Genomic DNA, 13,590 nt, shown 5'->3' with positions numbered 1-13,590 from the left:
GTGCGCTGATGGCCTGGTACATCGTCCGACGCTTCCTGCAGCTGATCCCCGTCTTCCTCGGCGCCACGCTGCTGGTGTACTTCCTGGTCTTCAGCCTTCCCGGCGACGCCACGGCCGCCATCTGCGGCGAGCGCGGCTGCACCCCTGCCGTCGTCGCCGGACTGCGTGAGCAGTACAACCTCGACCAGCCCTTCTGGATCCAGTACCTGCTGTACCTGAAGGGTGTGGTGACGTTCGACCTCGGCACCAACTTCTCCGGCCGGCCCATCGCGACCATCATCGCCGAGGTCTTCCCGACCACGGCGAAGCTCGCCGTCATGGCCCTGGTCATCGAGGCCGTCTTCGGCATCCTCTTCGGCCTCATCGCCGGCCTGCGCAAGGGGAAGCTGTTCGACTCCTCGGTCCTCGTCCTGTCCCTGATCGTGATCGCCGTGCCCATCTTCGTGCTCGGCTTCCTCATGCAGTTCCTCATCGGCGTCAAGCTGCAGTGGACCAATCCGACCGTGAGCGGCGACGCGACGTTCGCCGAACTCCTGCTGCCGGCCGTGGTCCTCGGACTGGTGTCCTTCGCCTACGTCCTGCGCCTGACCCGCACCAGCATCATCGAGAACGTGAATGCCGACTACGTGCGGACGGCGACGGCCAAGGGCCTCAGCCGCAATCGGGTCGTCGTCGTGCACGTGCTCCGCAACTCGCTGATCCCTGTCGTGACCTTCCTCGGCGCCGACCTCGGCGCCCTCATGGGCGGCGCGATCGTCACCGAAGGGATCTTCAACGTCAACGGCGTCGGCAACACCCTCTACCGCGCCGTGCTCAACGGTGACGGACCGATGGTCGTCTCGATCGTCACGTTCCTGATCCTCATCTTCTGCCTCGCGAACCTGCTGGTGGATCTCCTGTACGCGTGGCTGGACCCAAGGATTCGATATGCCTGAACCAACAACACCCATCGAGGTCGCCGCGACCGCACCCACGCCGGCGGCACGCACCAAGCGGTCCGCCTATCCGATCGAGCACTTCGTCGCAGACCCCGACGAGACGCCGGTACGGGCTACGGACAGCGCCGTATCCGACGCCGCGCCCCGCAGCCTCTGGGGCGAGGCCTGGCGCAGCCTGCGGAAGCAGCCGCTGTTCATCATCAGCGCGATCCTGATCCTCGCGGTCATCTTCGTGGCGCTGTTCCCCGGGCTCTTCACGCACGAGCCGCCGAACGAGAACTGCCTGCTCGAGAACTCCGACGGCGGTCCCGCACCCGGGCACCCGCTCGGCTTCACCGTCCAGGGCTGTGACATCCTCTCCCGCGTGGTGCATGGCACGCAGTCCTCGCTGACCGTCGGTCTGTTCGCGACGCTCGGCGTGGTCCTGATCGGCGGCCTGATCGGCGCGCTGGCCGGGTTCTTCGGCGGCTGGGTGGATGCCATCCTCGCCCGCGTGGGTGACATCTTCTTCGCCCTGCCGCTCATCCTCGGGGCGATCGTCGTCGTGCAGCTCCCTGTGTTCCAGCAGAACCGCAACGTCTGGACGCTCGTCGTCATCCTCGTGGCGTTCGGCTGGCCGCAGATCGCCCGCATCACGCGGGCGGCCGTCATCGAGGTGCGCAACGCGGACTTCGTCACGGCCGCCCGGTCGCTCGGTGTCTCGCCCCTGGGCGCCCTCGTCAAGCACGTCATCCCGAACGCGCTCGCGCCGGTCATCGTCATCGCGACGATCTCGCTGGGCACGTTCATCGTGGCGGAGTCCACGCTGTCCTTCCTCGGCATCGGACTGCCGCCGGACGTCATGTCCTGGGGCAATGACATCTTCTCGGCGAAGCCGTCGCTGCGCAGCAACCCGATGGCCATCTTCTGGCCGGGCCTCGCACTGTCGATCACCGTTCTGAGCTTCATCATGCTGGGCGATGCCCTGCGTGACGCTCTCGATCCGAAGGCACGCAAACGATGAGCTCCAGCATGGGAACCCACCAGGGCGGCCGCCGCGCCGCCCCCACCGCCGCAGCGGCTCCGACGCCGTCGGGCGGCCCGCAGCCGCTGCTCGAACTCCGGAACCTCGCGATCACGTTCGCGACGTCGAACGGGGACGTCCCGGCGGTGCGCAATGCGCACCTGACCGTGATGCCCGGCGAGACCGTCGCGATCGTGGGGGAGTCGGGCTCGGGGAAGTCGACGACGGCCCTCGCCGCCATCGGCCTCCTGCCCGCCAACGGGCGCGTCTCCGAGGGCAGCATCATCTTCGACGGCGAGGACATCACGCACGCGTCGGAGAAGCGCATCGTCGAACTCCGCGGATCGTCGATCGGCATGGTCCCGCAGGACCCGATGTCCAACCTGAACCCGGTGTGGAAGATTGGGTTCCAGGTCCGGGAGACCCTCCGTGCGAACGGACTGCCCAGTGGTCCCTCGGACGTCGCGAAGGTGCTCTCGGAAGCGGGGCTGCCCGACGCCGCCTCACGCGCCAACCAGTACCCGCACGAGTTCTCGGGCGGCATGCGCCAGCGCGCCCTGATCGCGATCGGCCTGTCCTGCCGGCCCCGCCTGCTCATCGCCGATGAGCCGACGTCGGCCCTGGACGTGACCGTGCAGCGGCAGATCCTGGACCACCTGGACACCATGACCGAGGAGCTCGGCACCGCCGTGCTGCTCATCACGCACGACCTCGGCCTCGCCGCCGAGCGGGCGCACAAGGTGATCGTCATGTACAAGGGGCAGGTCGTCGAGGCCGGTCCCGCGCTCGAGCTGCTGACCAACCCGCGCCACCCGTACACGCAGAAGCTCGTGGCCTCCGCGCCGTCGATCGCGTCCCGCCGCATCGAGTCGGCCAAGAAGGCCGGCATCGAGACCGGCGACCTGCTGGCTCCCGCTGCGGCAAAGAACGCGGTGAGGAACACGGCGCTGGACACGGCGCTGGACAGGGTGATCGAGGTCGAGGACCTGACGAAGGTCTTCAAGATCCGCGGCAGCTGGGGCAAGTCCACCGACTTCACCGCCGTGGACAAGGTCTCCTTCTCGATCGCGCGCGGCACCACCACCGCCGTCGTCGGTGAGTCCGGCTCGGGCAAGTCGACGGTGGCGAAGATGGTCCTGGGGCTGGAGGGGGCGACGTCGGGCAGCATCCGCTTCGACGGCGTGGACATCACCACGCTCGGCCGGAAGGAGATGTTCGACTTCCGGCGCCGCGTGCAGCCGATCTTCCAGGACCCCTACGGCTCGCTCGACCCGATGTACAACATCTACCGGACCATCGAGGAGCCGCTCCGTGTCCATGGGGTCGGAACCGCGAAGAGCCGCGAGAAGAAGGTGCGCGAGCTGCTCGACCAGGTGGCGCTGCCCTCCGCGATGATGCAGCGCTTTCCCAACGAGCTCTCCGGCGGGCAGCGCCAGCGCGTGGCGATCGCCCGCGCCCTGGCACTCGATCCCGAGGTGGTCATCTGCGACGAGGCCGTCTCGGCCCTCGACGTGCTGGTCCAGGCGCAGATCCTGAACCTGCTCGCCGACCTGCAGTCGGAGCTCGGCCTCAGCTACCTCTTCATCACGCACGACCTCGCCGTGGTCCGGCAGATCGCCGACCATGTCGCCGTCATGCAGAAGGGCACGCTCGTGGAGCAGGGGACCACCGACGAGGTGTTCGACAACCCGCGGACCGCCTACACCCAGGCACTGCTCGCGGCCATCCCGGGCGCCGGACTCGTCCTGCCCCCCGAGGTCGCGTAGCGGGGGTCGCGCAACCGGTAGCTGCATCACGCAGGCGCATCATCCGGCTGCAGTCCGCGGCTGCGGAACACGAACGACGACGGCGGTCCTCCCCCGGGAGGGCCGCCGTCCTTGTGCGCCGAGAGCGGACACGGGCCGCCGTCGGCCCCGCGCATTAGGTCTGTTTTTACCTCTCGCCTAGACTGGTGGGAGGGCGAGCACTGCAGCCGCCGACAATTTCCCCGCAGTAGATACTGAATTGAGTCCTTACGCATGTCTGAAACCACAGGCAACACCGCTGTCCGCAGCGATCTCCGCAACGTAGCCATCGTGGCTCACGTTGACCACGGAAAAACCACCCTGGTCGACGCCATGCTGAAGCAGACCAACTCGTTCGCTGCGCATGGCGACGTCGCCGACCGCGTCATGGACTCGGGCGACCTCGAGCGCGAGAAGGGCATCACCATCCTCGCGAAGAACACCACGGTGTTCTACGACGGCCCGTCCGCCAAGGGCGAGACGATCACCATCAACGTCATCGACACCCCGGGCCACGCCGACTTCGGCGGCGAGGTGGAGCGAGGCCTGTCCATGGTCGACGGCGTCGTCCTCCTCGTCGACGCGTCCGAGGGCCCCCTGCCCCAGACCCGCTTCGTCCTCCGCAAGGCCCTCGCGGCCAAGCTCCCCGTGGTCCTGCTGGTCAACAAGACCGACCGCCCCGACTCCCGCATCGAGGAAGTCGTCAGCGAGTCGATGGACCTCCTCCTCGGCCTCGCCTCCGACCTCGCGGACGAGGTCCCCGACCTCGACCTCGACGCGATCCTCAACGTCCCCGTCGTCTACGCCGCCGCCCGCGCCGGTGCGGCCTCGCTCGAGCAGCCCGCGGACGGGACCGTGCCGTCGAACGACAACCTGGAGCCCCTGTTCCAGACGATCATCGAGCACATCCCCGCACCCCGCTACAACCCCGACGGTGTCCTGCAGGCACACGTGACCAACCTGGACGCGTCGCCGTTCCTCGGCCGCCTCGCCCTGCTGCGCATCTTCAACGGAACGCTCCGCAAGGGCCAGACCGTCGCCTGGGCCCGCCAGAACGGCGAGCTGAAGTCCGTGAAGATCACGGAACTCCTCGCGACCAAGGCGCTGGACCGTGTCCCCACCGAGTCCGCCGGACCCGGCGAGATCGTCGCCGTCGCCGGTATCGAGGGCATCACCATCGGCGAGACGCTCACCGACGTCGACAACCCCCAGCCGCTGCCGCTCATCACGGTCGACGATCCCGCGATCTCGGTGACCATCGGTATCAACACCTCGCCGCTCGCCGGCAAGGTCAAGGGCGCCAAGGTCACCGCCCGCCAGGTCAAGGACCGCCTCGACAAGGAGCTCATCGGCAACGTGTCGCTCCGCGTCCTGCCGACCGCGCGTCCCGACGCGTGGGAGGTCCAGGGCCGTGGCGAGCTCGCGCTGGCCATCCTCGTGGAGCAGATGCGCCGCGAGGGCTTCGAGCTCACGGTCGGCAAGCCCCAGGTGGTCACCAAGACCATCGACGGCAAGATCCACGAGCCGATGGAGCACATGACCATCGACGTGCCCGAGGAGTACCTCGGCGGCGTCACCCAGCTCATGGCCGCCCGCAAGGGCCGTATGACCAACATGGCGAACCACGGCACCGGCTGGGTCCGCATGGAGTTCATCGTCCCTGCGCGAGGCCTGATCGGCTTCCGCACCCGCTTCCTGACCGACACCCGCGGTGCCGGCATCGCGGCGTCGATCTCCGAGGGCTACGAGCCGTGGGCCGGTGACATCGAGTACCGCACCAACGGTTCGATGATCGCCGACCGCGCCGGCGTCGTGACCCCGTTCGCCATGATCAACCTGCAGGAGCGCGGCTCCTTCTTCGTGCAGCCCACCTCCGAGGTGTACGAGGGCATGATCGTCGGCGAGAACTCCCGCGCCGACGACATGGAGGTCAACATCACGAAGGAGAAGAAGCTCACCAACATGCGTGCAGCGTCCTCCGACACCTTCGAGAACCTGACCCCGCCGCGCAACCTCACGCTCGAGGAATCCCTCGAATTCGCCCGCGAGGACGAGTGCGTCGAGGTCACGCCGGAAAGCATCCGCATCCGCAAGGTCATCCTCGACGCCAACGAGCGCATGCGCGCCTCGCGTTCACGCGCCCGCGCATAACGCCGGCACCACCAGCAGAACAGTGGCCCACGACGACGCCGGTACCTCCCCAGCAGGGGAGGGCCGGCGTCCGTCGTTGGCGGACAGGGCCGGAGCAGGCGGGTCCGCGCCCGGGCCCGGGGCTGACCGTTCCCGTACCGCGCCCGCCGCAGCGGATGCACGGGCGAGTGCGCCGGCAGCCCGTCGGGCTCGCGTACGGCCCGCCGCCGTGGCGGGCGCCGGGGGAGCCGGAACCACCGCCGCGGTCTTCGGCACCCTGCTGCACGGGCACCTCGTCTTCGTGGGAGGCGTTCCCCTCCCCGTCGGCGCGCTCGGTGCGCTCGTGCTCGCCGGCAGCCTGTTCCTGCTGTGCGGGCTCTGGGCGAGGAACGTGGTCCTGACGGCGGTGGCGGGGGCGGTCGCCTACGGCGTGGTGGCCCTGCTGTCCACCTCGTCGAAGACGCTGATCCTCACCGGGTCGTCGCCCACCGCTCCGGGCTCGGCCCTCGCGGGCAACCTGTGGCTCTTCGGCGTCCTCGCCGTGACACTCGCCGCGGTGGCGATCGGGGCCGTCGTCCTCGCTCCCTCGCGGCTCCACCGGCGCACAGCGCGCTGACGGGGGCGGCGTCCGTCCGCCGGACAGCCGGCGGACGGATTCCGGATCACAGCGTCCCCGGGGTTCCTGCGCGCCGCGGGGCCCGTCGGGGCGGAGCGGGCGGCACGGCCCGTGCCGCCGTGACATCCGCGAGCAGGACGACGTCGTCGCCCCTGCGGGTCCGTACCGTGCACGTGGTCCCGTCCCGCGCGACGAGGTCGCCCAGGGAGTCGCTGAACCCGTCGGCGACGCGGCGGCGCACCACCACCCTCGTGTCGAGGGGGAGAGCCGCAAGGAAGGCTGAGGGATCCTGCACCCATTCAGGGTAGGCCCCCCGGTCCGGGCAGGGTGGACGGGCGCCTGCCACCGTGGTCCTGTCGCAGCGAAGCATTGCGTTAAGCTGGGAACCGCACCGAGGGTGCGGCAGCCGACCCCGTTCCATAGAAAGGCGTGGGAAGTGACCTACGTAATCGCGCAGCCCTGCGTGGATGTCAAGGACAAGGCCTGTATCGAGGAGTGCCCCGTCGACTGCATCTACGAGGGTGAGCGGTCGCTCTACATCCACCCCGATGAGTGCGTCGACTGTGGCGCCTGCGAACCGGTCTGTCCCGTGGAGGCCATCTACTACGAGGACGACACCCCCGAGCAGTGGGCCGAGTACTACAAGGCCAACGTCGAGTTCTTCGACGACCTCGGCTCGCCCGGCGGAGCGGCGAAGGTCGGCAACACGGGATTCGACCACCCGATCATCGCGGCCCTGCCGCCCCAGAACCAGCCCGCCTAGGTGGCGGCCGGCGAGCCGACCTCCTTCGGCCTGCATCTGCCCGACTACCCGTGGGACGCGATGGCGCCCTACCTGGACACCGCGGCGCAGCACCCCGGGGGAGTGGTGAACCTGTCCATCGGGACTCCCGTGGATCCCACGCCGGAGCTCATCCAGGCCGCCCTCGCCGCGGCCGCCGACGCCCACGGGTACCCGACCACCCACGGCACACCGGCCCTGCGGGAAGCCATCAGCGCGTGGTTCGCGCGCCGCAGGGGAGTGCCCGGGCTCGACCCGAAGGACATCCTGCCCACCGTGGGGTCCAAGGAACTCGTCGCGTGGCTGCCCCTGTTGCTGGGGCTGGGGGAGGGCGACGTCGTCGTCCGCCCCGCGGTGGCGTATCCCACCTACGACGTCGGCGCCCACCTCGCCGGGGCCACGGCGGTCGCGTCCGACTCCCTCGCCGACCTTCCCGAGGAGGTCCGTGCGCGTGTGCGCCTCGTCTGGATCAACTCGCCGGGCAACCCCACGGGCGAGGTGCTCGACGTCGACGGCCTGCGGGCGATCGTCGACGACGCCCGGTCGCTCGGGGCCGTCGTGGCCTCCGACGAGTGCTACGGCGAACTCGGCTGGGGCCCCTGGGACCCCGCGGAGGGCGGCGAGCCCGTGCCCAGCGTCCTCGACCCCCGCGTCTCCGGCGGCTCCCACGAACTCCTGCTGGCCGTCTACTCGCTGAGCAAGCAGTCCAACCTCGCCGGCTACCGGGCTGCGTTCACGGCCGGGGACCCGGCGATCGTGGCCAACCTCGTCAACTCCCGCAAGCACGCAGGCATGATCGTGCCCTACCCCGTGCAGGAAGCGATGCGCGTGGCACTGGGGGACGATGCGCACGTGGCTGCGCAGAAGGACCTGTACCGCCGGCGTCGTGCACTGCTGGTTCCCGCGCTCGAGGCCGCCGGATTCACGATTCGCGGCTCGGCGGCCGGCCTGTACCTCTGGGCGTCGAACGGGAAGCCGACCTGGGACACCATCGGATGGCTCGCCGGGCTCGGGATCATGGCGGGCCCGGGCACCTTCTACGGCGACGCGGGGGAAGGATTCATCCGCGTCGCCCTCACGGGCAGCGACGAGAGGATCGAGGCGGCGGTCGCGCGGCTCGCCGCTACCGCCCCCTGACCGGCCCCCGCCACTACACCGTGAAGGTACGCAGGATTAGTGATCGGGGCCCGCTGACGGTAGCGTTTCAGCTGAATGTGCGATGCCGGTGGGACGTCTGTCCTCCTGCGTAGCGACTGATTTGTGGCGACGACCTCGCTCCAGCTCCTGAAGGAGAATCAATGACCGAGCAGAATGCTGCTTCCCTGCACTACGACGGCGGGAAACTCAGCCTGCCGCTGGTGCCCGCTGTCGAGGGCAACAACGGCTACGACGTGTCGAAACTGCTGAAGCAGACGGGCCAGGTCACCTTCGACCCCGGCTTCATGAACACCGCGGCCACCACGTCCGCGATCACCTACATCGACGGCGACGCCGGGATCCTGCGCTACCGCGGGTACCCCATCGAGGAACTGGCGAAGAGCTCCAGCTTCCTCGAGGTGTCCTACCTCCTCATCTACGGCAACCTGCCGACGCCCGAGGAGCTGAGCACGTTCGACGGCCGCATCCGCCGCCACACCCTGCTGCACGAGGAGCTGAAGGGCTTCTTCGGCGGCTTCCCCCGTGACGCGCACCCCATGCCGGTGCTCTCCTCGGCCGTCTCGGCGCTGTCCACCTTCTACCAGGACTCCCTGGACCCGTTCGACGACGAGCAGGTGGAACTCTCCACGTTCCGGCTCATGGCGAAGCTCCCCGTCATCGCGGCCTATGCGCACAAGAAGTCCATCGGCCAGCCGATGCTGTACCCGGACAACTCCATGAACCTCGTGGAGAACTTCCTGCGGCTCTCCTTCGGCCTGCCCGCCGAGCCGTACGACCTCGACCCGATGATGGTCAAGGCCCTGGACCTGCTGCTCATCCTGCACGCGGACCACGAGCAGAACTGCTCCACCTCCACGGTGCGCCTCGTCGGCAGTTCCAACGCCAACATGTTCGCCTCGGTCTCCGCCGGGATCAACGCGCTCTTCGGCCCGCTGCACGGCGGTGCCAACGAGGCCGTGCTGAACATGCTGCGGGACATCCAGGCCAAGGGCATGCAGCCCGAGGACTTCATGGAGAAGGTCAAGAAGAAGGAAGACGGCGTGAAGCTCATGGGCTTCGGGCACCGCGTCTACAAGAACTACGACCCGCGCGCGAAGATCGTGAAGGCCACCGCCCACGACATCCTCAACAAGCTCGGCGGCAACGACGAACTGCTCGACATCGCCATGCGCCTCGAGGAGAAGGCCCTGGCCGACGACTACTTCATCGAGCGCAAGCTCTACCCGAACGTCGACTTCTACACCGGCCTCATCTACAAGGCCATGGGCTTCCCGGAGAAGATGTTCACGGTCCTCTTCGCGATCGGCCGCCTTCCCGGCTGGATCGCCCAGTGGCGCGAGATGATGCAGGATCCGCAGACGAAGATCGGGCGCCCGCGCCAGCTGTACACGGGCAAGGGAGAGCGGCACTACCCCGCGAGCTGATCCCCGGCGCCCACTGGTCTGCCCAGGATCGGCAGCAACGACGGCGGCCGTCCACCTTCCCAGGTGGGCGGCCGCCGTCGTGTGTGGTCTCAGTCGTCCTGGACCGTCGCGTAGCCCTGTGGGTTGTTCTTCTGCCAGCGCCAGTGGTCCTCGCACATCTCGGCGAGGGTCCGGGTCGCGGACCAGCCGAGGTCGGCGAGGGCCGACGACGGGTCCGCGTAGCTGACGGCCGCGTCGCCGGGCCGGCGGGGAGCGAACTCGTAGGGGATGTCGCGGCCCACCGCGGCGGAGAACGCCGTGAGGACCTCGAGGACGGAGGAGCCGTTGCCTGTGCCGAGGTTCCAGGTGTGCACGCCGCCGCGCGCCACGAGGTAGTCGAGCGCAGCGAGGTGCCCCTGCGCCAGGTCGACCACGTGGATGTAGTCGCGCACGCCCGTGCCGTCGGGCGTCGGATAGTCGTTGCCGAACACCATCACCTTCTCGCGCCGTCCCACCGCGACCTGCGCCACGAACGGCAGCAGGTTGTTGGGGACACCGGTAGGGTCCTCGCCGATGGTGCCCGAGTCGTGGGCGCCCACGGGGTTGAAGTAGCGCAGCAGGGCGATGTTCCACCGCGGGTCGGCCGCGCCGAGGTCGGTCAGGATGTCCTCGATCTGTTCCTTGGTGCGCCCGTACGGGTTCACCGCGTCGAGGGGGAGCTTCTCGGTGAGGGGGACTTCCTCCGACGCCCCGTACACCGTGGCGGAGGAGCTGAAGACGAGGGTGCGCACATCGGCGTCGTCCATCACGCGCAGCAGGCTCAGGGTGCCGCCGACGTTGTTGGAGTAGTAGTACAGGGGCTTCTCGACCGACTCGCCGACCGCCTTCAGGCCTGCGAAGTGGATGACGGCGTCCACCTTCTCCTCGGCGAAGATGGTGCGCAGGCGCGGTTCGTCGAGCAGATCCGCCTGGTGGAACGTCGGCGTGCGGCCCGCGAGTGCGGCCACCCGCTGGAGCGACGTCTCGGTGGAGTTCAGGAGGTTGTCGACGACGACGACGTCATGGCCGTGGTCGAGCAGGGTCAGGACGGTGTGCGAGCCGATGTATCCGCTGCCACCGGTAACGAGGATCTTCATGGTTCCATCCTAGGTCGGCGTGCCGCGGGTGCCGTCCCTGCCCCGCGTCGCAACGTGCCGCGGGCTCTGGAGCGCCGCGGGTCCGGGGTCTACTGTAGGAGCAGCCTGACTGGTGCAAGGGAGGTCCATGTCATACTCCGAAACCGGCTACAGCGCGCACTTCACGGTGGACACGTCCGAAGTGCTCCTCGTAGCGCTCTACCTGCGGGATTGCTCGGGGCTCCAGGGGGTGGGCAGCCCTGCCCTGCCGCCCGTGGTGCCCTCCGTGCGGAGGGCCGAGACTCGACGCCTGACCGAACCCGTCGGAGGACCCGGGACGTTGAGGGTCGAATGGGAGGCGTGGTGGCACAGCCTCCTCCGCCACCGGATCAGCGACGCCGTGCTGCCCGTGCCGCCCCGCCTGGAGGCCCTCGACGGCATGGAGGCGCTCAAGGCGCTGATGAGGGCGCACTTCGGTGCCGCGACGGCGTGGGCCGAGGAGCGGTGCGCCGAGTACGCCCTGCATTCCGGTGCACGGGGCGCCGACACCATGGAGAACCTCCTGGCGCGGATCCTGGAGGAGCGGGAGCTGGAACTCGGCCGTGCCGCACGCCGCTTCTCGCTCCAGATCGTCGAACTGCCGCTGGGCGTGCACCGCGCGTGGTGGGTGGAGCCGGACAAGCTCCTCATGTGCCAGGAACTGTTCGACGACGAGCGTTCCTTCCGCAGCTACGTGGAGCCGGTCGTGAAGATGCTGGCCTGAGCAACCGGGTCCGCAGGGCCGTCAGGGCGTGACCCCGGCGACGGTGACGGTGACGATGCCGGGCTCCGACGTCGTCGCCGTCCACCCGCCGTCCGCCCTGTCCCACTGCAGGCCGGAGTGGGACACGGACGTGATGGACAAGGTGGAGGCGTTCGCCACCGCCCACTGGGCGACGGCCCAGCCGCTGGTGCCCGAGACGTCCAGGGTCAGCGTGGTGGCCTCGACGACGCCTGCCAGCGGTCCGAACACCTCCTCCGCCGCGGCCGAGACCGCCAGGGGGTCGCCCGCGCCGTCCGGCTCGTGCAGGGTGCAGTCGAGGGCCGCGGGGGAGTTGCCCGTCAGCGCGGAGGCGAAGGCTCGCCCCTCCGGCTCGTGGTCCGCGTACGCCTCCGGGTGGGCCGACCGCTGCACGATCTGCGCGGCCTCGGTGATGGGCAGTGTCTCGTACCCGGGGACCCGGACGAGGGCGTCGTAGAAGGCGCCGGTGGCATAGAGGGGCGACATGATCTGCTCCTCCGTGCCCCAGCCCTGCGAGGGCCGCTGCTGGAACAGGCCGCGCGAGTCCGGCCCGGCGTCGTCCCCGTAGTCGATGTTCTCCAGGCGGGACTCCTGGATGGCGGTGGCGATGGCGATGGACGCCGCGCGGGCCGGGAGCCCCCGGGCCACGGCGACGCCGGAGATCAGGGCCGCATTCCCTGCCTGCGTCGGACTGAGCTCGAAGGTGTCCGTCCCCACGGTCGCACTGCAGCGCTCCCGGACCAGGACCTCGCTGGCCTTCAGCTGGTTGACCGCCAGGACACTGCCGCCCGTGACCACCGTGACCAGGGCGACGAGCATCACACCCGTGCGCACCTGGCGACGGCGACGGCGGACAGCAGCGGAGGGGACCCTCGACGGCATGGGCTAGTTGGCGTGCAGGGCCGGGTTGAGGGCTATGCCCTCACCGGTGCGGGGGCGTGCCTCGACGGCTCCTGTGGCGGAGTTGCGCAGGAACAGGATGCCAGGCTCACCCGAGAGGTCCTTCGCCTTGACGAGCGAGCCGTCCTGCAGGGTCACCTTGGTGCCCGCCGTGAGGTAGAGGCCTGCCTCGACGACGCAGTCGTCGCCGAGCGAGATGCCGACACCCGACTCGGCGCCCAGCAGGCAGCGCTCACCGATGGTGATGCGTTCCCTCCCGCCGCCGGACAGCGTGCCCATGATCGAGGCGCCGCCTCCGACGTCGGACCCGTTCCCGACGACGACGCCTGCGGAGATGCGGCCCTCGACCATCGAGGTGCCGAGCGTGCCGGCATTGAAGTTCACGAAGCCCTCGTGCATCACGGTGGTGCCGTCGGCCAGGTGGGCTCCGAGCCGGACACGGTCGGCGTCGGCGATCCGCACGCCGGCCGGGACCACGTAGTCCACCATGCGCGGGAACTTGTCGACGCCATAGACGGCCACGGGCCCCCGGGCGCGCAGGCCCGCGCGGACGGTCTCGAAGCCCTGCACGGCGGCGGGGCCGTGGCTCGTCCACACCACGTTGGCGAGGAGTCCGAAAATCCCGTCGAGATTGACGGTGTTGGGCCGGACGAGCCGGTGGGAGAGGAGGTGGAGCCTCAGGTAGGCGTCCGGGGTGTCTGCCGGGGCGTCATCCGGATCCACCGTGACGTCGACCACGCGCTGGGTGACGCGACGGACGTCGTCGGACCCGGACCCGGCGAGGGACTCCAGGGTGGCGCGGAGGTCCTGCCGCGCGGCGGCATCCATGGTGTCCTCACCGAGCCAGGGGGCGGGGAACCAGGTGTCCAGGACGGTGCCGTCCGAGGCCACCGTGGCAAGGCCGAGACCGCCGGCTGTCCGCTGGGCGGCGTCGGGCAGGGGAGAGCTGGGCGTGGGAGGAGTCATGGGCACCAGTCTACC

Annotated in this window: 13 protein-coding genes; 9 read left to right on the top strand and 4 right to left on the bottom strand. The window is 69.4% G+C overall.

What is annotated here, in order from left to right:
• Positions 1–8 precede the first annotated feature (8 nt).
• The 5 genes from ACX80I_RS03085 (at position 9) to ACX80I_RS03065 (ending at position 6,471) form a co-directional block, all read left to right on the top strand.
• Positions 9–935, top strand: a complete 927-nt coding sequence (locus tag ACX80I_RS03085) for an ABC transporter permease (RefSeq protein WP_459343689.1) — start codon at positions 9–11, stop codon at positions 933–935.
• A complete protein-coding gene (locus ACX80I_RS03080; RefSeq protein WP_459343688.1) occupies positions 928–1,941 on the top strand; it encodes an ABC transporter permease in 1,014 nt (337 codons plus the stop codon). The genes ACX80I_RS03085 and ACX80I_RS03080 overlap by 8 nt, the downstream gene beginning before the upstream one ends.
• 8 nt (positions 1,942–1,949) lie before the next feature.
• Positions 1,950–3,707, top strand: a complete 1,758-nt coding sequence (locus ACX80I_RS03075; protein WP_459343687.1) for a dipeptide ABC transporter ATP-binding protein — start codon at positions 1,950–1,952, stop codon at positions 3,705–3,707.
• Between the two features lie 252 nt (positions 3,708–3,959).
• Positions 3,960–5,876 (top strand): translational GTPase TypA, encoded by a 1,917-nt coding sequence (gene typA, locus ACX80I_RS03070; RefSeq protein WP_459343686.1) that lies wholly within the window; start codon positions 3,960–3,962, stop codon positions 5,874–5,876.
• A gap of 22 nt (positions 5,877–5,898) precedes the next feature.
• Positions 5,899–6,471 (top strand): hypothetical protein, encoded by a 573-nt coding sequence (locus ACX80I_RS03065; RefSeq protein ID WP_459343685.1) that lies wholly within the window; start codon positions 5,899–5,901, stop codon positions 6,469–6,471.
• 46 nt (positions 6,472–6,517) lie between these two features.
• Here the strand turns inward: ACX80I_RS03065 and ACX80I_RS03060 are convergent, their stop codons facing one another.
• Entirely contained in the window at positions 6,518–6,766 is a 249-nt protein-coding gene (locus tag ACX80I_RS03060) for a hypothetical protein (protein WP_459343684.1), read from the bottom strand.
• Positions 6,767–6,907: 141 nt separating this feature from the next.
• Here ACX80I_RS03060 and fdxA point away from each other — a divergent pair, with 141 nt between their 5' ends.
• The 3 genes from fdxA to ACX80I_RS03045 all read left to right on the top strand — a co-directional run bounded on the left by fdxA (position 6,908) and on the right by ACX80I_RS03045 (position 9,834).
• Positions 6,908–7,234 carry a ferredoxin gene (fdxA, locus tag ACX80I_RS03055; protein ID WP_049829022.1) on the top strand — a complete coding sequence of 109 codons (327 nt, stop codon included), beginning with the start codon at positions 6,908–6,910 and terminating at the stop codon, positions 7,232–7,234.
• Positions 7,235–8,389, top strand: a complete 1,155-nt coding sequence (gene dapC, locus ACX80I_RS03050; RefSeq protein ID WP_459343683.1) for a succinyldiaminopimelate transaminase — start codon at positions 7,235–7,237, stop codon at positions 8,387–8,389.
• 161 nt (positions 8,390–8,550) lie between these two features.
• Positions 8,551–9,834: a citrate synthase gene (locus tag ACX80I_RS03045; RefSeq protein WP_459343682.1), complete on the top strand. Its 1,284-nt coding sequence runs from the start codon at positions 8,551–8,553 to the stop codon at positions 9,832–9,834.
• Between the two features lie 89 nt (positions 9,835–9,923).
• On the opposite strand, the gene galE is transcribed toward ACX80I_RS03045, so the two are convergent.
• A complete protein-coding gene (gene galE / locus ACX80I_RS03040) occupies positions 9,924–10,949 on the bottom strand; it encodes a UDP-glucose 4-epimerase GalE (protein WP_459343681.1) in 1,026 nt (341 codons plus the stop codon).
• 127 nt (positions 10,950–11,076) lie between these two features.
• Between galE and ACX80I_RS03035 the strand changes: the two genes are divergently transcribed.
• Positions 11,077–11,691: a hypothetical protein gene (locus ACX80I_RS03035; protein WP_459343680.1), complete on the top strand. Its 615-nt coding sequence runs from the start codon at positions 11,077–11,079 to the stop codon at positions 11,689–11,691.
• 21 nt (positions 11,692–11,712) lie between these two features.
• On the opposite strand, the gene ACX80I_RS03030 is transcribed toward ACX80I_RS03035, so the two are convergent.
• Both ACX80I_RS03030 and dapD read right to left on the bottom strand, forming a co-directional pair.
• Positions 11,713–12,591 carry a hypothetical protein gene (locus ACX80I_RS03030; RefSeq protein ID WP_459343679.1) on the bottom strand — a complete coding sequence of 293 codons (879 nt, stop codon included), beginning with the start codon at positions 12,589–12,591 and terminating at the stop codon, positions 11,713–11,715.
• 3 nt (positions 12,592–12,594) lie between these two features.
• Positions 12,595–13,575 (bottom strand): 2,3,4,5-tetrahydropyridine-2,6-dicarboxylate N-succinyltransferase, encoded by a 981-nt coding sequence (gene dapD / locus ACX80I_RS03025; protein WP_459343678.1) that lies wholly within the window; start codon positions 13,573–13,575, stop codon positions 12,595–12,597.
• Positions 13,576–13,590 lie beyond the last annotated feature (15 nt).

This window comes from Arthrobacter rhamnosi, assembly GCF_054510855.1.
This window is presented reverse-complemented; position numbering and strand designations above follow the sequence as displayed.